Genomic DNA, 24827 nt, shown 5'->3' with positions numbered 1-24827 from the left:
GCGAACTTCCTGTTCTACCCGAGGCTCTACTGGGTGCACCGGCCTACGGGCTCCTGTCAAAACTCAACGATCCGGCCATCACGCCCCAGCACGCAATGTGATGCCGATTAGATCACCAGTTGTTGGGAGCCGGCTGATAGCCCGCCGGAGTGTCATGGCCCCGGGGCGGGGACGCGCATAATCACCATCCACGCGATGCGTGTCGTGGCGCTGCCGCTACCGGGCGCGGGCAGCCAGCGCCGTGTCCAGGAATTCAAGGTGCGCAGGCTTCACCGCCACCACGCTGCCGGCGTATTCGGGGTGCTTGGCCAGGAACTTCTTGATGAACGGGCACACCGGGACGATGCCCGTTCCGGCGGCGACCGTCTCATCCAGGGCCGCCGTGGCCAGCCGGCCGGCCAGGCCCTGTCCGCCATATTCCTCGTTGACAACTGTGTGGTAGAAAATCCGCTGCGGCGACCCGCCGCCGTCGTACGCCTTGTACGCAGCCTTCCCGATCACGTTCCCGGCGTCGAGGATCTCGAAACGTTCGCGCTCGGCGTTGTGTCGGACGGTGATGTCACTCAAGGGGATCTCCTTCGATGAAGTGCGGCCTCTGGACAGCGTAACCCGGTCAGCTGCGTCTCTATTTCCGCACTGGGGGCCTGCACCCCGGTGACTTCCGTTCCAAAGCCTTGTAGTGTCGGCACCGGACAGCAATACCGGCACATTTCGATGGCAAGGAGCGGACCATGGCAGTCAACGACGACGAGGCACAGGTACTGGACCAGTGGAGCAACCGGCTGGCGCAGGCCCTCCAGATCCTGGACATGAAAGTGGACCACGAACTGCTCCTGGACCTTGCCCGCAAGTCCGCGGACAACGTCATCCACGCGGCGGCGCCGGTCACCACGTTCCTGGTCGGCTATGCTGCCGGGCTGGACGCCGGGACGGGCAGCGCCGGGACCAGGGAGGCCTCGGCGGCTGCCGTGGAAAAGGCCGCCCGGACCGCTTTCCAGCTGTGCGAGGACGGGCAAGACGGCGGTCCCGCCAGCCGCGGCTGGGCGGACACCGCACAGTAACAGGCGACATCCCCGCCTGATGGACGACTCCCCGCCGAATGCCATGGGGAAAAGTCTCTACGACGGGGACATGTTGATCCGGTGCTGCCCGCGGCCAGCACATTAACCCCAGGCGGTGGGCTCCTCCTCCAGCACAGGCGCGGGTTCGAGCCGCACGATGACTGCTTTCGACGCCGGCGTCTGGCTTCCCTCCGCCACGCTTTCCAGCGGCACCAGCACGTTCGCCTCCGGATAATATGCCGCCGCACAACCGCGGGCCGAGGGGTAGGAGACCACGCGGTAGTTCCGCAGCACCCGGCCCACTCCGTCGGAGTACACGCCGTGGATGTCCACGTGTTGCCCGTCGGACAGCCCCAGCTCCGTCAGGTCTACGGGGTTCACGAACACTACCTCGCGCCCCTTTTTGATGCCTCGATACCTGTCGTTGTGGCCATAAATGGTGGTGTTGAACTGGTCGTGCGAGCGCATGGTCTGCAGGATCAGGGTTCCCGGAGGCCGCTCCACGTGCTCCAGCTCGTTGACCGTGAGCATGGCCTTGCCCGTGGGCGTGTTGAACGTCCTTGAGTCGCGGGGCCCGTTGGGCAGGATGAACCCGCCTTCCTGCCGGATCTTCCGGTTGTAGTCCTCGCAGCCGTTCACCACATGGGATATGTGGTCCCGGATCAGGTCGTAGTTCTTTTCAAAGCCGGCCCAGTCTGCCGAGGTCCGGTCACCCAGCGTGGCCGCGGCGAGCCGGCAGACGATGGCCACTTCGGACAGCAGCCCCGGTGCCACCGGCTCCACGGTGCCGTGCGAGGCATGGACTGCGCACACGGTGTCCTCCACGGAGACGAACTGCGGCCCGGACTCCTGCCGGTCGATCTCCGTCCGGCCCAGTGTGGGCAGGATCAGGGCCTCGGCACCCGTCACTCCATGTGAGTGGTTGAGTTTAGTGGAAATCTGGACCGAAAGCTCAGTCTTTTCCATCGCTTCTTCGGCAGCGTGAGTGTCCGAGATGGCCCCCACGAAGTTGCCGCCGAGCGCGATGAAAGCCTTGATGCCGCCGTCGCGCATTGCCCGGACGGTTTGGACGGCGTCGAGTCCGTGGTCGCGCGGCGGCTCGAAATCGAACTCCTGCCCGAGGGCGTCCAGGAAGGCGGGGGGCATCTGTTCCCAAATGCCCATGGTCCTGTCGCCCTGGACGTTGCTGTGCCCGCGGATGGGCGAGGCGCCAGCGCCCGGCTTGCCCATGTTGCCGCGGAGCAGGAGCAGGTTGATCATCTCCTTGATGGTGGCCACGCCCTTTTTCTGCTGCGTGATGCCCATGGCCCAGGTGATGATCACCCGGTCAGCTGCGATATACCTGGCCGCCAGTTCCTCGATCTCTTCCAGGCGGAGCCCGGTGGCTTCCAGTACCGTGGCGTCGTCCAGCCGGGCAAGGTGGGCCCGCAGCTCCGCCAGCCCGTCGCAGTGTTCTTCGAGGAATTTGTGGTCCAGCACCGTCCCGGGATGGGCGTCTTCGGCCTCGAGCACTCGCTTGGAAATGGCCTGCAGCAGCGCCATGTCGCCTCCGATCCGCACCTGCAGGAACTGGTCCGCCAGGTCCGTGCCGTGCCCGATGATGCCCTTCACCTTCTGCGGGTTCTTGTACCGCATCAGGCCGGCCTCCGGCAGCGGGTTGACTGCCACGATCTTGCAGCCGGCTTCCTTGGCTTCCTCCAGGGCGGTGAGCATCCGCGGATGGTTGGTGCCCGGGTTCTGCCCCATGACGATGATGAGGTCCGCCTTGGCAAAGTCGTCGTAGGACACCGTTGCCTTGCCCACGCCGATGGTCTGGCCCATGCCCCAGCCGGAGGACTCGTGGCACATGTTGGAGCAGTCCGGCAGGTTGTTGGTTCCGTACGCGCGGATGAACAGCTGGTAGAGGAAGGCGGCCTCGTTGGCGGTACGGCCGCTGGTGTAGAACGCGGCCTGGTTGGGGTCGGGGAGCGACTTCAGCTTGCCGGCGATGATGCTGAACGCCTGCTCCCAGCTGACCGGCCGGTAGTGGTCCTCCCCCGCCGGCTTGTACACCGGCTCGGTGAGGCGGCCCTGCATGCCCAGCCAGTACTCGGACCGTTCCCGCAGCTCGCTGACCGGATGCTCTGCCCAGAACTCGGACCCGATGACCACCGGCGTTGCCTCCCAGGTCACCGCCTTGGCCCCGTTCTCGCAGAACTCGAACATCTTGCGGTGGCCAGGGTCCGGCCACGCGCAGCTCATGCAGTCGAACCCGTCCTTCTGGTTCAGCGCCAGCAGGGTTTTCCGCGACCGCTCCACGCCCATGTGCTTGAGCGCCGGTTGCATGGAGTAGTAGACGCCGGGCACCCCGGCAGCCCAGGTTTTGGGGTGGCCGGTCACTTCGAGTTCAGACTCGTCGGCTTCTTCGACCTTTGGGTTCTTGCGCGTCACGCTGCACACTCCTCGGCTGATTCCTGGTCCCCATTGCCTTCGGCATCCGCCGGCGGACCAGCTTCCTCCACAGTTGTTCGTCCCGCCGAGGAAGTCAAGGGATGGACGACGGCGGCCCGCGGCTGGCGTAGGCTGGTTCCCACGGCTGAAGCAAGCGGCCGCGGGACCCACTGCGCGGAGCTGCCTTTCATGTCCGACGATTCTGCCCTCGCCGCCCTCGCGGCGTCTTCGTTCTCCCTGCCCGGGCTGCGGGACGGCCAGCTGGCCGGTATCAGCGCCCTGGCTGCGGGCCGCGACGTCCTGGCCGTGATGCCCACCGGATACGGGAAGTCCGCCATCTACCAGGTGGCAGCGCAGCATCTGCACCACACGACGGGACGTCCCGCCGTGGTGGTGTCACCCCTGATCGCACTGCAGGAGGACCAGCAGGATGGCCTGGCCGGTGACCTGGGCGCCGGGGCCGCCGTCGCCATCAATTCCTCGCACAGCGATGCCGAGGTGGCAGCCGCCTGGCAGGCTGTCGAGTCAGGGGAAGCCACCTTCGTGTTCCTCGCCCCCGAGCAGCTGGCCAAGGGGGAGACGGTGGACCGCCTGGCCGCCCTGGACATCTCCCTGTTCGTGGTGGACGAGGCACACTGCGTTTCCTCCTGGGGCCACGACTTCCGCCCCGATTACCTTGGCCTTGGCAGCGTCCGTGAACGGCTGGGCAGCCCGCCCGTGGCGGCACTCACTGCCACCGCGGCTCCGCCCGTCCGTGACGAGATTGTGGCCCGGCTGGAAATGCGGGACCCGCTGGTGCTGGTGCACGGTTTTGACCGGCCCAACATTTCCCTGGACGTGGTCCGGCACCAGGAGGACAAGGGCAAGCGGAAGGCCGTGCTGGAGCAAGTCGCCGGGTTCGCAAGGGACGGGCAGGGGCTGCTCTACGCCGCCACCCGGAAGGACACCGAGAAGTACGCCGCCAAGCTTGCCGGGCTCGGGCTGCGCAGCGAGGCGTACCACGCGGGCAGGACGGCCGCGGACCGGGAGCGGATCCACGAGCAGTTCCTCCAAGACGGGCTGGATGTTGTGGTGGCCACCACCGCCTTCGGGATGGGCATCGATAAAGCGAACGTCCGCTTTGTGGTCCACGCCGACATTCCGGAGGCACTGGATGCCTACTACCAGGAGATCGGCCGGGCCGGGCGGGACGGGGAGCCTGCCGAAGCCGTGCTGCATTACCGGTCCGAGGACCTGGGACTGCGGAAGTTCTTCACCACCAGCTCCCCTGACCCCGAACGGCTCATGGCGCTGCTGAACGTCCTCAAGGCCGCGCACGCGCCCACGCCGAAGTCATCCCTTGCCGAGCTGACCGGGTTTCCCGCCCGCCGGGTCACCGGGCTGCTCAACCAGCTCGAGGAGGCGGGCGCCGTCACCATCGGCAAGCGGGGCGTCCGGCTGGACTCCAAAGCCAAGCTGCCCGCCCTGGTGGACCGCGCCGTCGAACTCGCCGAGGCCCGGCAGCGGGTGGAGCAGTCCCGCCTCACCATGATGCGCGCCTATGCGGAGACGGACGGCTGCCGGCGGCAGTTCCTGCTGGGCTACTTCGGTGAGGACCTGCCCGAGCCCTGCGGGAACTGCGATGGCTGCACCGCGGCGGCCGGCCGGGAGGAGGCGGCAGAAGCTGCGCACGACGGCGGCGGACCAGACAGGAAGGCACAGGCAGGCAAAAAGGACGCGCCAAAGAAGAAGGGCCCGTCAGGGAAGAAGGCGCAGGCAGCCAAAAAGCCGGGCGCGAAGAAGCAAGCCGATGATCCCTTCCCGCTCCAGTCCACCGTGGTGCACAAGGAATGGGGATCCGGCCTGGTCATGCGGCACGAGGATGACGTCATCACCGTCCTGTTCGAACAGGAGGGGTACAAGACGTTGTCGCGTTCCGCCGTCGTAAAGCATGAACTGCTCAAGCCCGCGTAGGCTTGAAGGAGACTGACGACGAAAGGCCTGCCGCGTGGAAATACCCTCCATAGTCTGGATCCTGACCATCGCAGGAATCGTTGGCCTGCTGGCCTTCGACTTCTTCTTCCATGTGCGGAAGGCCCACACGCCGTCCCTCAGGGAAGCCGCCGTCTGGTCCGCCATCTATGTGGGCATCGCGGTGCTTTTCGGGCTCGCTGTGCTCCTGTTTGGCGGGCCGACCATGGGAACCGAGTACTTTGCCGGCTACATCACGGAGAAGGCACTGTCCGTGGACAACCTCTTCGTATTCCTCATCATCATGGCCAGCTTCAGGGTGCCCCGGGCAGACCAGCAGAAGGTGCTGCTGTTCGGCATTATCTTCTCGCTGATCGCCCGCACGGGTTTCATCCTCCTTGGAGCTGCGCTGATCAACAGTTTCGCCTGGGTGTTCTATATCTTCGGACTGATCCTGCTCATCACCGCCGGCAACCTGCTCCGGCCGGAAGGCCACGACCAACACTCCGAAGGCCTGGTGGTCCGGCTCGCCAGGAAGTACCTCCCGGCGTCGGCCCACTACGACGGCGACAAGCTCTTCACCATGGAGAACGGCAAACGGGTCCTCACCCCGATGCTCCTGGTGATGGTGGCTATCGGCGGCACGGACATCCTGTTTGCCCTCGATTCCATTCCGGCCATCTTCGGTCTCACCCAGAACGTGTTCATTGTCTTCACCGCCACGGCGTTCTCCCTGATGGGCCTGCGGCAGCTGTACTTCCTGATTGACGGCCTGCTGGACCGGCTGATCTTCCTCTCTTACGGCCTCGCGGTGATCCTGGGATTCATCGGCGTCAAGCTGATCCTGCACGCGCTGCACGAAAACACCCTCCCGTTCGTCAATGACGGCGAACACGTCAGCGTGGTGGAAGTAAGCACCGAGGTTTCGCTCAGCGTGATCCTAGGCGTCCTGCTGGTTACGGTACTGGCGTCCGTCTTCAGTCCGAAGGGCAAAGCCAAGAACGCCGTATCCGGGGCCAAGCGCCACGCCATCGAGTACCTGGACCTCAACTACGAGACTGACATGGTGGAGCGGGACAAGCTCTTCGCGAAGATGTGCCGCGAGGAGGACCAGATCCGCAAGCTCCCGGAGAAGTACAAGAGGCTGATCCGCAACGAAACCGAGTTCCTGGAACTGCTCCGGAACGCCCACGACGAACACGACAAGGCCCAGGTCCGGGCGGACGCCAAGGGCTGACCGCTTAATTGTCGGGCCCTCTTGCTACGTTTGGTGCAGGTGTAAACCAGGGCCCCAGGAACCGTCCTCCGGCCCGGCTGTCAATGGGGAGGCCCCGTGTTTCTGCTCGAAGCTGCCAGCGCCGGCGCGGCTCCGGACCTGGTGTTTTCCGCCAGCGACCTGGTGGCCGCGAGCGAGTGTGAGTACCGCGCGCTCCGCATCCTGGACGAAAAGCTGGGCCGCGCCCCGAAGGCGGAATTCCCGGCAGATGAGATGCGCGTGCGGGCCGGCGAACTGGGTGACCGGCATGAGCAGGCGGTCCTGGCCGGCCTGGTCCGGAAGTACGGTGAGTGGGACGCCAGCCGGGGCGCCGGGGTCTACTCCCTGGAACGCGGGGAAAACCTGCGCGGCGAACTGCAGGCCAAGCATGCGGAGACCGAGCTGGCACTCCGGTCCGGTGCCGACGTTGTCTTCCAGGCCACGTTCTTCGACGGCGAGTTCCTCGGTTATGCCGACTTCCTGGTGAACGAGGCCGCTGGTACCGGGAACCCGGGGCGCTACGAAGTCTGGGACACTAAGCTCGCCCGGCATGCCAAGGTGGGCGCCCTGCTGCAGCTCGCCGCCTACGGGGACCAGCTCATCGGAATGGGACTGGATCCCTCCCCCGTCGTCACGCTGGTGCTGGGCACCAGGGTGGGTGAGGACTGGCTTCGCAGCAGCCATTCCCTCCCTGACCTGCTCCCCGTTTTCCGGGAACGACGCCGGCGCTTCCGCCAGCTGACTGCCGCCCACCGGACCGCCGGGGTCCCCGTCGAGTGGCAGCAGCCCGGCGTTGTGCACTGCGGGCGGTGCGATTACTGCGCCGAGCAGGTGCAGGTTCACCGGGACCTGCTGATGGTTGCCGGGATGTCAGTGGTGCGGCGCCGGAAGCTCCACGCCGAGGGCATCACCACCATCGACCAGCTCGCCGCCATGCCGGCGGATGGAGCCTCCGATTCCGTGGCAAGGCTGCGGTCGCAGGCCCGCATGCAGCTGGGACTGGACCGGGCTGCCGGGTCGCGGACCTTCACCAAGGATGGGCACCCGCACACCGTCTCCTACACGGTCCTGCCGGACAACACCATTGATTCGCTGCCCGCCCCCAGCCCGGGCGACATCTTCTTCGACTTTGAGGGTGACCCCCTGTGGCAGGACCCGGCCACCGGCGTGTGGGGCATCGAATACCTCTTCGGCGTCATCGAGGCCCCGGAGCCCGGTGCTGCCGGAGACCCCGTCTTCCGTCCGTTCTGGGCCCATTCCCGGTCCGGGGAACGGCGCGCCTTCCTCGATTTCCTTGACTACGTGGAGGAACGCCGGGCCCGCTACCCGGACATGCACGTCTACCACTACGCCTCCTACGAGAAGACGGCCCTGCGGAACCTTTCCCTGGCCCACCAGGCCGGCGAAGAAACGGTGGACGACTGGCTCCGGCAGGGCCTCCTCGTGGACCTCTACGCCACGGTCCGGCATTCGCTGCGGATCTCCGAGGCGTCGTACTCCATCAAGAAGCTGGAACCGCTGTACATGGGCGATAACCTGCGCTCCGGCGACGTCAAGGATGCCGGCGCATCCGTCGTCGCCTACGCGGCCTACTGCGCGGCCAGGGATGCCGGCCACCAGGAGGAGGCCGGCAGGATCCTTGCCTCCATTTCCGACTACAACCAGTACGACTGCCTGTCCACGCTCCGGTTGCGGGACTGGCTCCTGGAGATCGGGGACCGGGCGCGGGACGAAGTCCAGGCAGCCGGTGCCGAGGCCGTGCAAGCCCGGCCGGGAACCGCAACCGCGCAGCGCAGTGGCGGGCGGGAACGCCACCACACCGTGGACGAGACACCCGAGGAGGCCGCGCTCCGCGAGTACTTGGCGGGCCTGCCGGACAACCGGCCCTGGACCGAGGACGAACGGGCCGTAGCCATGGTGGCAGCTGCCACCGGATACCACCGCCGCGAGCGCAAGCAGTTCTGGTGGCAGCATTTCGACCGGGTGGAGGCACCGCTGGAAAACTGGTCGGAGCAGCGGAACGTGTTCGTGGTGCAGTCCGCCGAAGTGTCAGCGGACTGGGCGCTGGCCAAGCCCCGCGAGCGGATGCGCACCCGGGTTCTGCGGCTGCGCGGCACCATGACGGAAGGCTCGGATTTCCGCGCGGATTCCACCTGGTGCCGGCTCTATGACGCTCCCCCGCCGGACGGGATGGCGGCGCCGGGTGCCGCTGCCGGGGCCAGGGCCTTTGCATTCGGCACCATGATCAGTGAACTCTCCCCTGCGCCGGACAACCCGGAACATACCCTGATCACCATCGCGGAGCGCGAATCGGGCAAGGTGGCAGCCTACCCGCACCTCCCCGTAGCTCTGACCGAGGACCAGCCACTTGCCACGGCCAGCATCGAGGCAGCCATCGCGGAGATTGCCCGTGCCGTGGGATCGTCCCTCCCGTCCCTGCCCGCCCAGCCGGGGCTGGACATCCTGCGGAAGCAGCGGCCACGGTTCCGTTCGTTGCCCGGCCCGGTGGAAGTCCGGCATGCCCCGGACGGTTCTGCCGGTTACGCTGCCGCCATCACGGCATCGCTGCGGGACCTCGACAGGTCCTACCTTGCCGTCCAGGGACCTCCCGGCACGGGCAAGACCTTCGTCGGCGCCCACGTGATCGGCCAGCTTGTGGCCGAGGGCTGGAAGGTGGGTGTGGTGGCGCAGTCCCACAACGTGGTGGAAAACCTGCTGTGCAGGGCCGTCGAGGTTGGCGGCGTCGACCCCACGGCGGTGGGCAAGAAACTGGCCGCACCGCATGAGGTGCCGTGGACCCTAACGTCCGACGGCGACGTGGCACGCCTGCTGTCCTCGCCCGGCGGGTGCCTGGTGGGCGGAACAGCGTGGACCATGACAGGAAAGGAAGTTCCCGCGGGGTCCCTGGACCTGCTGGTGATCGATGAGGCAGGGCAGTTCTCGCTGGCCAACACCCTCGCCGTTTCCCGCGCCGCCTCCCGGCTGCTCCTGCTGGGCGACCCCCAGCAGCTGCCTCAGGTGACTCAGGGCGCGCATCCTGAGCCCGTGGACGAGTCCGCCCTGGGGTGGCTCGCCGCCGGCCACGCCACCCTGCCCGCATGGTTGGGCTACTTCCTGGCGGACAGCTGGCGGATGCACCCCGAACTGTGCCGGGCGGTGTCGCAGCTCAGCTACGAGGGGAAACTCCAGTCGGCTCCGGCGGCGTCCCTGCGCGAACTCGAGGGTCTTCCGCCCGGCGTCGAGACCGTGTTTGTGGACCACACCGGCAACGCGACCAGCTCCAGGGAGGAAGCAGCCGAGGTGGTCCGCCAGGCACAACGCCATCTGGGCCTGAAATGGATCGCGGGTGTAGAGAGCGAAGCGCGGCCGCTGGACCAGCAGGACCTCCTGGTGGTCGCTGCCTACAACGCACAGGTCCACCTGGTCCGGAAATATCTGGAAGAGGCCGGCCTGCCCGGGGTCCGCGTCGGTACGGTGGACAAATTCCAGGGCCAGGAGGCGCCCGTGGTACTTGTCTCGATGGCGTGCAGTGCTGTGGCGGAGGCTCCACGCGGCGCAGAGTTCCTGCTCAACCGGAACCGGATCAACGTAGCCGTATCCCGCGGCCAGTGGCGGGCGGTTATCATCCGCTCCCCCGAGCTCACCAGCTATATGCCGCACCGGCCCGCAGCGCTCGAGGAACTAGGCGCCTTCATCGGCCTCAGCCCGCGCGCGGAATAGCGGCGGGGAACGCCTGGGGCCAGGCGGCAGTCAGCGTGCCCGGAAGCTGTGGAAGCCTCCCTTGGCCGCAGTGAGGGATTCCTCGACGCGTTCCACCCTGCCCGGGGTCCGGTCGGATTTCAGCCAGTCGAGGAGTGCACGGACGTGCGCCTCAGGGCCCTCCGCGACCACGGCAACCGAGCCGTCGCTGACGTTTCGCACCTCACCGGTCAGGCCCAGTTCCTCGGCCTTGCCCATCGTCCAGAAACGGAAGCCAACCCCTTGCACCACGCCGAACACGCGTGCACTCAGCCGCACCGTGCCCGTCGAGGAACCACCCGGTGCTGAATCCGCTGGTGAACCGTCGTGGCCGGCCATGGGTAGACCTCCTCAGGATCGTCGCCCTGCCCCAACTGGGTAGCAGTAAGTGTCGTGATAGGCGTTCAAAACGACATTTGCTGCGACCCAGTTGGGCTGGGCGGACCGCTTAGTTGATGGTGATGTCGCGGGTGGCGTGGTTGTAGCGGATGGTGACCGTGCCACCGGGGTGGTGCAGTTCGTGGTTGGGGCCGTCGAACGTGCCAAACGCGCCGTAGTTCTCGTCCCATGAGCGGTTCAGGGCGATCTTGAAGGTGTAGTAGCCGGCCGGCAGCTCGGCGCTCTTCTTCCACAGCTGGTCCAGGAAGTCGAACTCCATCTGGGCTTCGTCGTACTGGGGGGCCCAGTTTTCCGGTGCACCCAGGAAGGTGTTGAAGTCACCGGCAAGGGCCACGGCTTCGGGCTGCGGGTGCGTCTCAACGTCCGGTCCCTCGAACGCCTCGGCGGCAACAGAACCGGCGGCAACAGGCTGCTTGGCCGGCGTCTTGCCCTTGACTGCCTTCACTACAGGCTCAACGGCTTCTTCAAGTGCCTTCGCCGCCTTGCCCACAACGGCTGCTGCCTTCTTCGCCGGGGTCTTCCTGGCAGCGGTCTTCTTGGCCGGGGCTTCCTTGGCCACAGGCTCAACGGGAGCAGCGGTCACCTTTCGGACAAAACCTTCGGGAGCGGTGGGAACCGGGGTGTCGGCAGGAACGGGCGTGCCGGCGTCGAGCGCGGTGGCGAACGAAACAGCATCGGGGTAGGCCACGGTGGCACGCATGCCGTCCTCGGTGATGGTCCAGCCGGAGCGACCCTTCACCAGCCAGCCGGCCTTGACCAGCTTGGCGGTAGCGGTGGTGAGCGTCTTGTGGCCGCGGGGAATACCGCCGCTGAGCAGTTCGGCTTCGTGCTCGTTGAACGGCACGCGCGCAGTCGCCTCGGCGAGGACCTGGCCCGCGTTCAGTGCATCGCCTGACCACACGCCTTCGGTCAGGACATCCAGGACGGTCTTGAGTCGAAGGAAAGTGTTTTCTGCGGTGGACTTGGCCATGATTCCCCTTTTATGAAAGCGATCGGTCATAGGCATCTTGCCAACTGCCCGTAAAATCGCGCGACTTTAATTGGTTAACTCTGCGTGTCGTGACCGACTATGAAGCGGATCCCGCATCAAAGTGAGGCGAAGGTCTCGGGTAAGGGCTGTTGCATAACCCTCACAGCGCCGGCATGGGTGCCGCCTTGCAGTCCCCGGACACGCCTGCGGCACCCAGTTTAGCCGCACTCCCATGCAGTTGTTGCCTGGGACACAGCAGCGTCAGGGCGTGGCTTCCCCGCCGTTCAGTTCCTCCAGCAGTTCGGCCTTCCGCTCGTCGGATGCGAAGGACGAATGGATGGAGTTCGCGGCCAGGCGGGCCTTGTCAAAGTCTGAGAGATCGAAGACTGCCTTTAGCTGGGCAAAGTTGTCGTCCACGTAGCCGCCGAAGTATGCGGGATCGTCAGAATTGACCGAGACGTTCAGCCCCGCGGCGAGCATGGCCGGCAGCGGGTGGTCGGCGAGGGTGTCCACGGCACGGAGCCGGACGTTGGACAGCGGGCAGACCGTGAGCGGGGTCCGCGCATCCACCAGGCGCTCCACCAGGTCGGGATCCTCCATGCAGCGGATGCCGTGGTCGATGCGCTCCACGCCCAGGACGTCCAGGGCTTCGATGATGTACGACGGCGGCCCCTCCTCGCCTGCGTGCGCGGTCAGCCGGAGGCCTGCTTCGCGGGCCTTGGCATAGAGACGTTCGAATTTGGCAGGAGGATTGCCCACCTCGGCGGAGTCCAGGCCGATGGCCCCGATGGGCGCCTCCATGGCGAGCAGTCCGTCCAGTACCTCCAACGCCGAGTCCTCGGGGAGGTCGCGCAGGAAGGCGGCGATCAGCATGGTGGAGATGCCGAAGTCCTCCTGGGAAGTGGCCAGCACCGATGCCACACCGTTGACGCAGGTCTCCAGGGGAATACCGCGCGAAAGATGTGCCTGCGGGTCCATCATGATCTCGGCGTGCCGGACGCCGGCGGCAGCTGCGCGCTCAAGGTAGGCGTGGGTCATCGCAGCAAAGTCCTCTTCGGTCTGCAGCACGGCCATGTTGGCGTAGTACAGGTCCAGGAAGGATTGCAGGTCAGTGAACTCGTACTTTTCCCGCAGCTCGTCCAGCCCGGAGTACGGCAGCGTGATGCCGTTGCGTTCGGCCAGGGCGAAGATCAGCTCCGGCTGCAATGTTCCCTCGATATGCAGGTGCAGTTCGGCCACCGGGAGGACCCGGGCCGGGGCGCCGCCTTCTGATTCGTCAGCTTCAATTCCGGGCGCGGCGGTGCCGCCGGCAATGTTATCCATCCGGTCAGGATAGTGCCCCGGCAAAATTTCGCCCACCGCCGGATCACCGGCAGTCCGACACTCCCGGCAAGATCTCGATTTGATAACCCTCCGCCCATGTCCTAGCGTGAAATGCATACCCGCCCAGCGGGTGCATGAATGCCCGGTGCTGCCTCCACCAGAACTGCCCAGCGGCAGCCACCGAAGTTGACCTCTATTTGTCAGGGGCGGGCAGTGGCGCGACGATCTCCGGGGACGGAACCAGCGCCGGTGGCCTTCAGGAGCATCACCACATGAAAAACACCACCTTCCGTACTGTCGCGCGCCGTGGAGCCACCGTGGCAGCTATTTCCGCCGCAGGCCTGGCACTCTCCGCCACGGCAGCCAACGCGACCACCAGCACTTCCACGTGGGACGCTTTGGCTCAGTGTGAAAGCGGCGGCAACTGGGCCACCGATACCGGGAACGGGTACTCGGGCGGCCTGCAGTTCAGCCCCAGCACCTGGTCAGCATACGGCGGCACCGGCTCGGCGGCGGACGCCAGCCGCGAGCAGCAGATCGCCGTTGCGGAACAGGTCCAGGCCTCCCAGGGCTGGGGCGCCTGGCCCTCCTGTTCCGCGCAGCTCGGCCTGAGCGGCGGAGCCACCGGGACCGCACCGGTCCAGCAGGCACCGGTGCAGCAGGTGCCGGTCCAGCAGGTGCCGGTCCAAGCCGCCCACGTCCAGGCCGTTCCGGCAACCCAGGTTCCTGCCGCGAAGCACGCAACAACGGTGGCGCTCAGCGGAGAAACCTACACGCTGCAGGCCGGGGACACCCTCAGCATCGTGGCGGACAAGCTGGGCATCCAGGGCGGCTGGCAGCAGCTCGCGGACGCAAACCTGGACACCATCTCGGACCCGAACCTTGTCTTTGAAGGACAGGTCCTCCAGCTTCCCGCATAGAAAGCTGCCCGGCAGCCCATAGCTGCCCCAGCCCTTCGAGGCTTCCTAATCAGGTCGGCGATAGACAAATTCCGTTGACCAAAAAGACGACGCCGGCACGCCCCCACGAGGGGAGTGCCGGCGTCGTTCCCTTAATCCAGCAGCAGGCCTTAGCTGGCAGGCAGCTCGCGGACGATCCGCACCTTCCAGGCGGAGTCATCGCTCGTGTCCAGCAGGGCCACGGTGCCATGGGCCAGGTTCAGCGCCACCCGCTTGACGGCGAGCAGCTCCAGGTAGAGGTGCTCGTTCATCCGGCTGGGGGTATCGATCATGTACTTCACGGCGTCCCGGACCTTGCGGTAGTTGGCACTGCGTTCCCGGTGCATGTGCAGTTCCAGGGCCGACTTCTGCTTGATCCGCGGTTCGTGCCGGTTCAGCAGGGTGACGGCGGTGTGGACACCCACCACGAGGGCCAGCGAAACCGCATAGATCCACCATCCGCTCGAGAGCAGGAACAGCGGCAGGTTGCCGATGGCCACAATGGCGATCACCACGCGGAGCGCTGCGATGCGGCGCATGGTCTTGGCCACTGCGGCAATGCCGTCGCGGAAGCGGTGCTGCTCTTTGCGCGCGGCGTGGGGATCGATGGTGAACTCATCGAGGACCAGGATGCCCTTTGCTTCCGGAGCCAGCATCTGCCCGAAACGGGGCAGGCTGGGGGAGGAGTGTGCGGGGGTCTTTTCAGGTGTTAGTGTCATGAGGGAACTTCCAAAACGCGGGGGTGGTTGCGGAGATCTTAGTGGTTTCAACCTGCGCCCGTATGCATGCGTCCACTATTTGGACACCCGCAAGGCTCCCGCTGTGGCCGGCGGCACTGCAATTGGAACATCCGCCGGGTGCCGTCAGACTGAATGAATGCAAACCTTCCTCCCGTACCCTGACTTCCGGCAGAGCGCCGCAGCCTTGGACACCGCCCGGCTCGGCAAACAACGGGTCGAGGCGCTCCAGACGCTCCGCGCCCTGGTCATTCCCGGATACGGCTGGCAGACCCACCCGGCCATCCGCATGTGGATGGGCTACGTCCCGGCGCTGACCATGTACGGGCTGGCGATGGTGGATGAATGGACCAGGCGCGGGCACCCGGACAACACGCGAGCGAACATCACCGAGTTCGCACCGCAGGCGGCACACCCGGACTACGCCGGAAAGATTCCCATGCCCCCATGGCTGGGGGATCCGGAAGTCCACCTCAGCCACCGTTCCAAACTGGTCCACAAGGAACCCAAGTTCTACAGCCCGGTCTTCCCCGACGCGGTGCCCGACATGGATTACGTGTGGCCGGAACCCCGGCATGAGTTCTTGCCACGGGAGCCCGAGGGCGACATTCTTTGGATCCTCCGCGACCCGCACGACGCCGTCGATCCCCAGACGCTGGACACGGTGGCGCTTCCGCCCGTGGGCGGCAGCATCGGCGCGCCCGACCCCGACGACTACTCCCCCGTCTATCTTGAGGAGACTTCACGCCGCCCCTCCCGGCAACCACGGAAGGCCCCGGCCAAGCCGCAGGCGAAGAAGCCCACCCGCAAACGCCTGGCGCAGGAGGAGGCCTTTTCCACTCTTCCGGGCAAGACGCCGGTGGCTGTCCCGTTCGAACACGGACAGAAGTTTGCCGTGGGACAGGTGGTGGGGCGGCCCATCACCCTTGAGGACGGCAGGTTCGGCCGGCACTTCGAGGTCACGGAAATTATTGACCGGTCCGCGTTCGCCTACCCGGCCCTCCTCCAGGATCCGCGCGTGTTCTTCGCCGTTGAGGCTCCCTAGCCATGACCATCCTGCTGGCAGGCTGCGGCGACCTCGGCACGGAAGCGGGCCTTCGGTTCGCCGCACTGGGACACCCGGTGGTGGGCTGGCGCCGCTCCCCCGGGAAACTGCCTGCCGCCATCGAAGGTGTGGCGGCTGACCTGGGTGCCCCGGACCTGCCGAGCGTCCCCAGGGACACCACCGCCGTCGTCATTGCCGTTGCTGCCGACGCTCCCACCGAGGACGCGTACCGGGCGGCCTACCTGGGCGGCGTCACGCACGTGCTGGACGCTTTGGAGCGCGACGGCGTGCGGCCGGCGCGGGTGCTGTTTGTCTCGTCGACGGCGGTCTACGGGGACGCAGGCGGGGGTTGGGTGGACGAAGGCACTGCCCCGGCCCCGGGCGGATTCTCCGGGCGGGTGCTGGTGGAAGCCGAAGATGCGCTGCGGGCGCGGCTGGCAGGAACCGGAACCGCGGCTGTGTCCCTTCGGCTCGGCGGCATCTACGGCCCGGGCAGGACGCGGCTGATTGACCAGGTGCGCGGCGGTTCGGCCGTTGTCCCGGAAGATGTCCGCTACACCAACCGCATCCACCGCGACGACGCTGCCGCCGCGATTGTCCACCTGGTGTCGATGGCCGCCGATCCTGCTCCCGTCTACATCGGCGTGGACGATGACCCCGCAGACCTCGGCAGTGTGCTGCGGTTCCTGGCTGCCGCCATGGACCTGCCGGAACCGCCAGTGGGTGGTGCCGGACCCGCGCGCGGCGGGAACAAGCGCTGCAGCAACAGCCTGTTGCGGGGCACCGGCTTCACCTTCGCGTTCCCGTCATTCCGTGAGGGCTACCGGGACATCCTGGCCGGCAACGGCATCCGGCATCCGTAAATGCCGGCCGCTCCCCCGGCTGGCGTTTAGGCTTGCTGCTCAGGGACACGGCGGAGAGCGGAACGGGCAGGCATGGATTTTCGGCACATCATCGAGACGGTCGGCGAGTTCGTCGATTTCGCCGGGGTGGCCGTCATGGTCATCGGCGCCCTGGTGTCCATCCCCCTGGCGCTTCGCGGATACCGGCCGCGACGCCTCCGTGCCGGCAACGAGGAACTGAGCCTTTACCGGCTGTACCGGCAACTGCTGGGCAGATCCATCCTGCTCGGGCTCGAGCTGCTGGTGGCGGCCGACATCATCCGGACCGTGGCCGTCACCCCCACCTTCGAGAGCGTGGGCGTCCTGGCGGTCATCGTCCTGATCCGGACGTTCCTCAGTTTCTCGCTCGAACTGGAGATTACCGGGCGGTGGCCGTGGCAAAAGGAGTCCCCGAAGCCTGGCGATCCTGCCGCGGCACGTGCAGGCTAGGACCCCGTGGCCGGGTGCCAGTACCGCAGGCCACCGCTGGTGGCGCCGCCGGGCGCCACATCGATCATCGCGTACGGGAACGCCCGGCGGTCCGACTGGTCCGGTCCGCGGCCGCGGACGTCCGAACACCACGTGCCGGTGTTGATGTACCGGGTGGAGCAGTCCTCCAGCGGGGACTCCAGGGCCCTGTGCGTGTGGGCTGAAATGTACCAGGCCACCCCGGAACCGTAGGCCTCGAGGGTACGGGCAAACCGGCCCGCAGCAGCGGGCGCTTCCTCGCTGGCGATGCTGCGTCCGGCGGCCGCAAGAACCATGCGGGTGGCGGTGCGCGGAACCGCCGACACCGTCCGGAACCTGGACAGGCGCGCCAGATCACGAACCGCCGCCTCGTCCAGCGCAAGGCGCCGGGACTCGGTCTGCAGCAGCACGTCGTAGGCGCCCGACCTGACGCGCCGTTCCGCCCGCTCTGACGCCAGGCAGGCCCGGGCAACGGCGCCTGCACGGCTCAGGCGCGAGCCTGACGGTTGGGCGTGCCAGGCGGCGAGCGGCGGGAGGTCCAGCTCGTCGGTGCCGTTGACCGCTGTGCGGAGCACCTCCGGGATGCGGTGCAGGGCATGGTGCTGGTGCCCGTGCTCCGCGACGAGCACGTGGGGCACGTGCAGGAACCAGGGGTGGACCCGGACGCGCGTGGGCTCCAATGGTGACAGCAGTTCCGACAAGCTGGCGGCAACGGAGGGCCGGGCCAGCTCCACGTCATGGTTGCCGCACACGAAATGCAGCTGCACGCCGAGGGCCGCGCACTCCTGCAGAGCCCGGAACGTGCCATCGTGCCGGGCAAGGATGGCCTTGAGCCGTGCCAGGCTCTGGTCCTCACTGAAGCCGGCCAGCTCGAACGTGTCACCGACGAAGACCACGTGCCGCTCCGGCCCCGCAGCCGAAAGCACCTCGTTCCGCAGGAATCCGGGCAGTTCCCTACCGGGGTGGCGGGGATCGTCATCCGCAACACCCAGGTGAAGGTCGCTGAGGAGCCACCACCGCGCCGCGCGGCTCATGTGATCAGCTCCCACAAGCGCGGAACGAAAAGGAGCAGGAAAACCGTCCAAACGGCTGCGAGCGCGGCGCGGCTGACCGTCCGGCTGACCGTTCGGCCGAGGAGCCTCGCGCGTGCGGGCTGCCCTGAGTCCTGTCCGGTATGACGCACCTCGAGCGCGACCAGGGTGGTGAGCAGGACGGCGGCAGCAAGCAGTCCGGGAAGATCGATCATGCCGCGGCCTCCTTCCGTGCCCGTGCCAGGCAGGCGAGCACAGTGATGGCGCCCATCGCGATCACGCACGCCTGCCATGACCACACGGTGAGGTAGAACATCGCCGCGGAGACGGCCGTGAGCACGGCGAGGCCAAGCGCCAGGACCAGCAGCGCGAAGAACGCGGCGTCGGTCACCGGCGTGAGCCGGGCCAGTGCCTGCCCCGGGAGGAGAACGAGGACCGCAATCGCCACCAGCGCCTGCAGCGGTGCGGGCAGCCCGACGAGGGTTACCAGTGACAGCGCGATGGCTGCGAGTGCGAGCGCCAGGGTGGGCCGGCTGACTCCGCCGATCATGGTGTCACCCGGTACACGCGTGCGTCGGTGTTGCTGAACACCAGCTCCACGCCATCCTGCGCTTTTAGCCACTCTTCCATCTCCTGCATGTTGTGGGTGGTGCTGTCGCCCTGAAGCACGAGGCTGGCCTCTGCAGAACGCATGAGAAGCACGACGGCGCCGGCTGGGTTTTCACGGGCGTAGCCATAGAAGATCGGACCGCAGGTTGCCGCGGTCAAATCCTGCCGGCACAGGTCTTCGATGGCCCGGTAGGGGTGCTCGAGGTAGGTCTCGGTGCGCCACGGCGTCGGGTGGGCCGCCGAAAGAATTGCTGCTCCAGGCGGTGCCAAGCTCTCCGCTGTGGCAACGGCTGCCATCTCATCGTCCGTGAAGACGTCATACTCCGCGTTCCCGAACCGGCCTGTCACCGTCATCGCGGCCAACAGGCAGAAGGTGACGACAAGGACCCCAACCATCCGGAAAGAGGGGCGCATGTTGCTGCTCTCTTGGGGAAGCAGGGCTGAACAGACCAGCAGGGCAACGAAGGGCAGCGCGAACAGGGAGACGCGGATGAGCATCTCCCCTCCGTACATCTGCGCCGGAAAGAGCAGCAGGGGGCCTGCGGCGAAGAGGACGACCCTGACATCAAGCCGCCGTCTACGCCACTCGCGCAGGGCGCCCACCGCTGCGAGGACCCACAGCAGGACGGTGAGCACTACCCGAACCTGCACCACAAACACGTGGCCGGGAGTTCCGCTCACGCGCTCAGCGACGTTCGATTCCACCGCGGCGGACAGTCCTGCGTCCTCCATTGGGGGGTGCCCAATGAGGTAGGTACTGGCGGGATAGACCAGCCAAAGCACCAGGACAATAGCGGTGATAAGGGGCAGCCGGCCGGGCCACACATGTCCGCTCAGGGTAAGAACGGCGACGACCAGGAGCAGCATAAAGGGCGTCAGCTGGTGACTGGCACAAATAACTGCGATGAGCAGGAGTGCTACCGCGAGTGCACCCACCCGGAACCCCCGGCGGGGGTCGACGGGGGTTCGTTCCCGCCACCACACCGCAAGGTTGGCCGGCCGAAAACCCCGGAACCGGGAAGGACGCGCGCCCAACGGGCCGATCAGCAGCACAGCCAAGACGAGGTACAGGAAGAAGCCGAAGGCCTGGGGCGACAGGTAGTCCTGGTCCTGCCAGTTTCCGAGGCAGAAGATCCAGAGCGCGAGCCACCGCCGTCGCGGGTCCTGGGTCAGGTAGCTCAACAGCACGGCCACGGCAAGGAGCCACAGCCCCACGTTGAACACGGGTGCCCAGAGGGCAACAGTCACCGGATCAAGACCGCTTGCCTCAAATATCGTAGCCAGGAGGGCGAAGAACCCGGGCCAGTTAAAGTAGGCGTCGATGTTCGGGTTCACCGCCTGCATGTCCGCGAGTGCATCGGTTATCCCGAGGTGACGGAACGCGACCTCACCACGCGGAACGTCGGTCACGAACGCTGCGGTCCCGAAGAGCACCAGTACCTGCACCGCGAGGAGCCACATCATGACCAGGCGGCCCGCCGGGCCCGTCGCATCCCCCCGCAGCGCCACCACGAACGTGACGTTCAGAAGCAGGACCCCAATCCAGTACGGGTACGGGAGTTCGGCGGCGAGCCCCAGGTCGCTCTCCACTGGCAGGACCACAGCGGAGGCCGCCCCTACGGCAAGTGCCAGTGACACGAGGCCGGCCAGGGCGCACCACACGTCCCGTGGCTTCCAGCGTCCTTCAGTACGGCTGGTGGCTTCGATCGTGCTCGTCATGCCACCTCCTTCTTAACGCGCCGGAGGATGGCGAGGAGCCTGATACCCGCTGCCGCGGCTCCGGTGGAGAGAACCACCAGCCACGCCAGGGCCATCGCGCTCGAGCCCCTGTCGGCGGCCCAGAGCGCCGCGGTGCAGAGTGCAACCGCGAGCGTCGCGCCTACCGCGATGGCCTCCACATACCGGCCCCGGGCCCGGCACACGGCGTTGTATGCCTGCAGCACGGCGTACGCGACCACGCCGGCCGCCAGCAGCCGAAGGGCACCGGCAGACGCGTCGGCGTACTGCTCCCCCAGCAGGTGGAGCAGCGGGCGGGCGAAGACAACAAGGACTACGGCGGCCAGTCCGCCCACGGCGAGCGACCACCGGAGGGTGGACCAGGTTGTCGCGACCAGGCGTTCAGGCTCCCGCACGCCCTCCGCAAACTGGACGATGCCCATCAGCATCGGGGCTGTGTAGGCGGCCCATGCCATCATCCAAGCCGGATACCAGTAGGCGGCGGCCTCCGGTGCCACCATATGCGCTAAAAGAAGCGGCAGCAGCAGTCCGGGGGCACGCTCGCTCAGGGTCAGGAGCTGGTTCGGAATGCCCAGCATGAGCACGGCACGGCCATGTGCCGGACGCAGCGTGGGCCGCGGCCGATAACCGATAAGCTTTCGCAGCTGGACCGCACCGATGACGGCTGTCACGGCAGTCCCCAGGGTCCAGCAGGCCATCAGCAGGTCCACCGGGGCGGGATGCGCCTGCCAGGCCACAACGGCCACAGCCGCGAGCGAGACCACGCCGCCCACGGTGTACCTCAGGGTGGCGCTGGCACCTCGTCCCAATGCAACGAGCGCCTGGTCCAGCACCGTGCCCATTGTCCCTGTCACGGCGGCAAGGAGGAACATGAGCCAGAAGAGAGCAGATACCGACGCCGTTTCCGGTGCAACGGTCAGCTCCAGCACGAGGTAGCCGAGGGCCAGCACGGTACTGGCCAGCGCCACGATACCGAATGCGGCGTCCAGTACCCGGGCCGGCGGCTCCCCCCGACCCACGGAGACGATCACGGCCGAGCCCGCGCCAAGCACAGCGAGCTGTGCACAGATCAGCACCGCCGAAACTGCTGCCGTGGTGAGCCCCACCTCCCGCGCTGCTGCCGCGTGCGCGGCCACGATCCAGAAAGCGAAACCCGAGCCGGTCTGGGCGGCCTTGGCCAGGATGAGGCCGAGCGAGCTGCGCAGCGCGGAGTGCCGGACGACTGTTGAGACGTCCGTTGCAGCACCCCGCTGATCGCTCACGATGCGAAACCCTTCACCAATCCCGCGTAGTTGTACCAGCAGAAGGCGGCGTAGTACCGCAGCCACCGGGGCTGGCCGGAGGCGAGGCTCAGGGCGCTGCCGCGAACCGCGGCGGCGGCGGGCAGCAGAGCCAGCCTGGCCCCGCGCCAGCCATGCTTGCGGATCATCTTTCCCAGCCCGGTTCCGTCCATGAGGAACTGGTCCAGCGCGAAGTCGAAGTCGTCGGCGGCAAAACGGTGCTCGACGAAGACTTTCCGCGATACACCCGTCCGCAGCCCCGACTGCCGCATCCGCCAGCGCAGTTCGATGTCCTCACCCGACTTGAACGAGTCGTCGAAGCCCACGCCCATCATCAGTTCCCGGTCGACGATCGTCGCGACGAGCCCGAACCAGTTGCGGCTGCGGCCAGTGCGGTGGTGGTGTGCCAGTGCCTGCCCCCAGTAGCCAGGTCCGGCGACGCTTTCCAGGCCTGCCTGGAGGGCGTCGTAGCCGTCCTCCACCAGTTCCTGGAGCAGGTCGGCCACCCCCGACGGTCCGAAGACGACGTCGGCGTCGACAAGCAGGACCCAAGGCGTGTTGCTGCTACGGACCCCAAGCGTTCGTGCCCAGGGCAGGCCGCGCCCCTCGTCGCTCACCACCCGGGCTCCTGCTGCCCGGGCGATCTCGACGGTGCGGTCGGTGGAGAGTCCGTCCACCACGATGATCTCGGCGACACCGGACTTGCGCAGGGCTTCCAGGCAGCGCGGGAGCAGGTGTTCCGCGTTGCGCGCCGGAACAACAGCGGTGACGTCGGCAGTGCTGTGACCCACGGCCGCCACCCCTTATGCCTGCTCGTCGAGGACCGCGGGCAGCAGCTCCTCGAGATGGCGGACAATGTCATCGGATGCCTGGTCCGCCGACCACGCGGCCGGCACCTGCAGCAGATGGCAGGGGCGGCCGTCGAGGGCCTTGTTAAGCACAAGGCCCTTGGCCGCGAAGTGCTCGCGCCAGGGGACGACGGACGTGGCCGCCAGGCCGGTCACGACCCGCTGGGAGAAGCCGGCCATCTCGATGTGGAAGTTGCCCATCATCCGGTCGACCATCCAGTCGGTGGTCTTCTCAAGGATCCGCGTATGGCTGCCTTCGTACCGCTCGATGTAGATGGAAGCCGCGAGTGGTGCCGATGTAGTCACTTCCCGGCCGGGAAATGCCGCTCCTGCGTCAACCATGCGGTGCTCGGGGGACCACTTGCGGGAGAAGTCCGCGAGCCTCGGATAACGGATGACGTACGGGTGTACCAGTGTTGTGAGGCGGCCGACGCTCTGCGAGAGCGACGACGGGACGAGGGGTTTCCGGACACCTTCAAACAGGTGCGGATAGATGTTCCGGTGGTGCGGCTTGATGAACATCGGCTTTGCGTAACCGAGCAGGGTGGAGTCCTCGGCGAGGAAGGCCCAGTCGTCGCCCATGAACGACCATCCTTCGCGCCGCATCAGCTTTGCAGCGGTGCTCGTCTTGCCGGTCCCACCGGCCGCGGGAAGTGCAATCGCGTGACCCCGGTAGGCCATCGTTGCCGCGTGGATCATAGCGGCTCCCCGCTCCACCATCGCAGCATCGAGGACAGGCACTACCGACGTCAGCAGTTCACCCGCACCGTGGATGCGCCACTGCTCGGCGTCCCGGACCACCTGGACCCGGTCGGCATTGAAGCGCACGCTGTTGTCCGTGTACGCGAGCTCGTGCTCAAGGTGGCCTGCATCCGGCATCGGCTCCGGCCGGCCATCCACGATGATGTGGGCTGGCCGTTCGGCGTCGGTGGCGAAACACGCCAACATGGTCTTGAGCTGGTGGGCTGCCGGTGCCTGTGCATCAACGCTGATGTTGATGCGGCCGTGGATGTCAAAGTTGAGTGCTTTGTTCTGTCTAGTGCGCATGTTCGTCCCCTGTCTGGATGGTGTGTTGGTCGGATCGTGTTGCTTGACTGGACGGTGTCGGCCCCCGAGCCTTGCCGACGACGTTCACTGCACGTCCCGCCATGGACTCACGCCGGCCAGGACGGGCCGGTTCAGGGGGCGACCAGGCACATGGGCAAGCTGGCGTCCGCGGAGGTAGCCTGCCGATGTATAGGCCACGACCGCCACGAAGGCAGCCGCGCGGCCAAGTCCGGAACGATCTCCGCGGGTCCAGTCATAGATCCCTGAGAAGAAGGCCTTGGGCAGGACGCTGCGGACGTACCGGCGTTCCGGGCCGAGGGCCCGCTTGTGCCCCACGACGTGGCTGACCTGGGCCTTCGAAATTCCCTCCGACCAGGACCTTGAAAGCATGTAGCGGACGGTTCCCCGGCTTGCAGGCACGTGGTGGCGCACCAGCGCTGCCGGCTCGTAGACGATCCGGCTCCCGGGGGAACCCATCGTGGACCGGATGCAGATCTCGGTCTCCTCGCACCCCAATGGAGTGGAGCCGCGCCGGCCCAGGGAGTGGTTGAAACCGCCCACGGTTCTGATGACATCAAGCCGGAAGGACATGTTGGCACCGATGACGTTCCTGACTTCGGATGCCACCCGTGGTAAGCCCCGGTGGCTGCAGCCGACAATCCAGTCGAGCTCTTCTCCAAAGAAGCCGGGCCGTCCCGCTTCCCAGAGAGGCTCCACCCGGCCGCCCACGCCCAGCACCTCGGGATCGTCATAAAGGGCCATCAGGCGTTCCAGCCAGTCCGGTGCCGCCACGGCGTCGTCATCGAGGAAGGCGACCACGTCCGAGTCTGCCAGGCCCACGCCGGTGTTACGGGCACCGGAGAGCCCTCGCGGGCCGGTGTTCCTTGCGACAGTGACGTCGTCAACAGTCTTGGCCAGCCGCTCGTAAAGTTCCTCGTTGTGGTCGATGACCACCAGGACTTCCTTCGGCGTGAGGGTCTGCGCCCGAAGGGACTCGATGACATCCAGCAGCCAGTCCCACCGCTCGGCAGTGTAGGCGCAGATGATCACTGAGACAGTTGGAGAAGGTATGTACTCCAT

Annotated in this window: 22 protein-coding genes; 8 read left to right on the top strand and 14 right to left on the bottom strand. The window is 66.7% G+C overall.

The window, feature by feature from the left end:
* Nucleotides 1-216 precede the first annotated feature (216 nt).
* Nucleotides 217-567, bottom strand: coding sequence for a GNAT family N-acetyltransferase (locus AC5RTT_RS03610; protein WP_494011628.1), 351 nt, complete (start codon nt 565-567; stop codon nt 217-219).
* A gap of 164 nt (nt 568-731) precedes the next feature.
* On the opposite strand from AC5RTT_RS03610, the gene AC5RTT_RS03605 reads away from it, so the two are divergent.
* Complete coding sequence (locus AC5RTT_RS03605) at nt 732-1061, top strand: DUF6457 domain-containing protein (protein WP_494144035.1); 330 nt, start codon at nt 732-734, stop codon at nt 1059-1061.
* A 102-nt stretch (nt 1062-1163) separates the two neighbouring features.
* On the opposite strand, the gene AC5RTT_RS03600 is transcribed toward AC5RTT_RS03605, so the two are convergent.
* Complete coding sequence (locus AC5RTT_RS03600; protein WP_494144034.1) at nt 1164-3491, bottom strand: FdhF/YdeP family oxidoreductase; 2328 nt, start codon at nt 3489-3491, stop codon at nt 1164-1166.
* A 189-nt stretch (nt 3492-3680) separates the two neighbouring features.
* Between AC5RTT_RS03600 and AC5RTT_RS03595 the strand changes: the two genes are divergently transcribed.
* The 3 genes from AC5RTT_RS03595 (at nt 3681) to AC5RTT_RS03585 (ending at nt 10416) form a co-directional block, all read left to right on the top strand.
* The gene (locus AC5RTT_RS03595; protein WP_494052871.1) at nt 3681-5444 is read left to right on the top strand and encodes a RecQ family ATP-dependent DNA helicase; all 1764 of its coding nucleotides are present in this window, start codon (nt 3681-3683) and stop codon (nt 5442-5444) included.
* Nucleotides 5445-5478: 34 nt separating this feature from the next.
* On the top strand, nt 5479-6678 hold the full coding sequence (locus tag AC5RTT_RS03590) for a TerC family protein (protein ID WP_494052870.1): 1200 nt from the start codon (nt 5479-5481) through the stop codon (nt 6676-6678).
* Between the two features lie 96 nt (nt 6679-6774).
* Entirely contained in the window at nt 6775-10416 is a 3642-nt protein-coding gene (locus AC5RTT_RS03585; RefSeq protein ID WP_494144033.1) for a TM0106 family RecB-like putative nuclease, read from the top strand.
* A gap of 30 nt (nt 10417-10446) precedes the next feature.
* Here AC5RTT_RS03585 and AC5RTT_RS03580 read toward each other — a convergent pair whose 3' ends face one another.
* The 3 genes from AC5RTT_RS03580 to AC5RTT_RS03570 form a co-directional block, all read right to left on the bottom strand.
* Complete coding sequence (locus AC5RTT_RS03580; protein WP_494144032.1) at nt 10447-10773, bottom strand: acylphosphatase; 327 nt, start codon at nt 10771-10773, stop codon at nt 10447-10449.
* 109 nt (nt 10774-10882) lie between these two features.
* The gene (locus AC5RTT_RS03575; RefSeq protein ID WP_494144031.1) at nt 10883-11803 is read right to left on the bottom strand and encodes a pullulanase X25 domain-containing protein; all 921 of its coding nucleotides are present in this window, start codon (nt 11801-11803) and stop codon (nt 10883-10885) included.
* 261 nt (nt 11804-12064) lie between these two features.
* Nucleotides 12065-13126 (bottom strand): adenosine deaminase, encoded by a 1062-nt coding sequence (locus AC5RTT_RS03570; protein WP_494144030.1) that lies wholly within the window; start codon nt 13124-13126, stop codon nt 12065-12067.
* Nucleotides 13127-13398: 272 nt separating this feature from the next.
* Here AC5RTT_RS03570 and AC5RTT_RS03565 point away from each other — a divergent pair, with 272 nt between their 5' ends.
* A complete protein-coding gene (locus AC5RTT_RS03565) occupies nt 13399-14046 on the top strand; it encodes a transglycosylase family protein (protein WP_494144029.1) in 648 nt (215 codons plus the stop codon).
* 149 nt (nt 14047-14195) lie between these two features.
* Here the strand turns inward: AC5RTT_RS03565 and AC5RTT_RS03560 are convergent, their stop codons facing one another.
* Nucleotides 14196-14783, bottom strand: coding sequence for a hypothetical protein (locus tag AC5RTT_RS03560; protein WP_494052864.1), 588 nt, complete (start codon nt 14781-14783; stop codon nt 14196-14198).
* 157 nt (nt 14784-14940) lie between these two features.
* Here AC5RTT_RS03560 and AC5RTT_RS03555 point away from each other — a divergent pair, with 157 nt between their 5' ends.
* The 3 genes from AC5RTT_RS03555 (at nt 14941) to AC5RTT_RS03545 (ending at nt 17177) form a co-directional block, all read left to right on the top strand.
* A complete protein-coding gene (locus AC5RTT_RS03555) occupies nt 14941-15846 on the top strand; it encodes an MSMEG_6728 family protein (protein ID WP_494144028.1) in 906 nt (301 codons plus the stop codon).
* Between the two features lie 2 nt (nt 15847-15848).
* Complete coding sequence (locus tag AC5RTT_RS03550; protein ID WP_494144027.1) at nt 15849-16709, top strand: NAD-dependent epimerase/dehydratase family protein; 861 nt, start codon at nt 15849-15851, stop codon at nt 16707-16709.
* A gap of 72 nt (nt 16710-16781) precedes the next feature.
* Nucleotides 16782-17177: a DUF1622 domain-containing protein gene (locus AC5RTT_RS03545; RefSeq protein WP_494011641.1), complete on the top strand. Its 396-nt coding sequence runs from the start codon at nt 16782-16784 to the stop codon at nt 17175-17177.
* Here the strand turns inward: AC5RTT_RS03545 and AC5RTT_RS03540 are convergent.
* From AC5RTT_RS03540 to AC5RTT_RS03505, 8 genes are all read right to left on the bottom strand, one after another.
* Nucleotides 17174-18229 carry a metallophosphoesterase family protein gene (locus tag AC5RTT_RS03540; protein ID WP_494144026.1) on the bottom strand — a complete coding sequence of 352 codons (1056 nt, stop codon included), beginning with the start codon at nt 18227-18229 and terminating at the stop codon, nt 17174-17176. The two genes, AC5RTT_RS03545 and AC5RTT_RS03540, sit on opposite strands and share 4 nt — an antisense overlap.
* Nucleotides 18226-18441 (bottom strand): hypothetical protein, encoded by a 216-nt coding sequence (locus tag AC5RTT_RS03535; protein ID WP_494144025.1) that lies wholly within the window; start codon nt 18439-18441, stop codon nt 18226-18228. Before AC5RTT_RS03535 ends, AC5RTT_RS03540 begins: the two co-directional genes overlap by 4 nt.
* Entirely contained in the window at nt 18438-18776 is a 339-nt protein-coding gene (locus AC5RTT_RS03530) for a hypothetical protein (protein WP_494144024.1), read from the bottom strand. Before AC5RTT_RS03530 ends, AC5RTT_RS03535 begins: the two co-directional genes overlap by 4 nt.
* Complete coding sequence (locus AC5RTT_RS03525) at nt 18773-20554, bottom strand: glycosyltransferase (protein WP_494144023.1); 1782 nt, start codon at nt 20552-20554, stop codon at nt 18773-18775. Before AC5RTT_RS03525 ends, AC5RTT_RS03530 begins: the two co-directional genes overlap by 4 nt.
* Nucleotides 20551-21834, bottom strand: a complete 1284-nt coding sequence (locus AC5RTT_RS03520) for a lipopolysaccharide biosynthesis protein (protein WP_494144022.1) — start codon at nt 21832-21834, stop codon at nt 20551-20553. Before AC5RTT_RS03520 ends, AC5RTT_RS03525 begins: the two co-directional genes overlap by 4 nt.
* A complete protein-coding gene (locus tag AC5RTT_RS03515) occupies nt 21831-22643 on the bottom strand; it encodes a glycosyltransferase family 2 protein (RefSeq protein ID WP_494144021.1) in 813 nt (270 codons plus the stop codon). The genes AC5RTT_RS03520 and AC5RTT_RS03515 overlap by 4 nt, the downstream gene beginning before the upstream one ends.
* A gap of 12 nt (nt 22644-22655) precedes the next feature.
* Nucleotides 22656-23747, bottom strand: a complete 1092-nt coding sequence (locus tag AC5RTT_RS03510; RefSeq protein WP_494144020.1) for a hypothetical protein — start codon at nt 23745-23747, stop codon at nt 22656-22658.
* 84 nt (nt 23748-23831) lie between these two features.
* Nucleotides 23832-24827 (bottom strand): glycosyltransferase family 2 protein, encoded by a 996-nt coding sequence (locus tag AC5RTT_RS03505; protein WP_494144019.1) that lies wholly within the window; start codon nt 24825-24827, stop codon nt 23832-23834.

It is taken from the genome of Arthrobacter sp. Y3221157 (assembly GCF_059089865.1).
The sequence above is the reverse complement of the archived record's forward strand: the minus strand, read 5'-3'. Positions and strand labels throughout refer to the sequence as shown.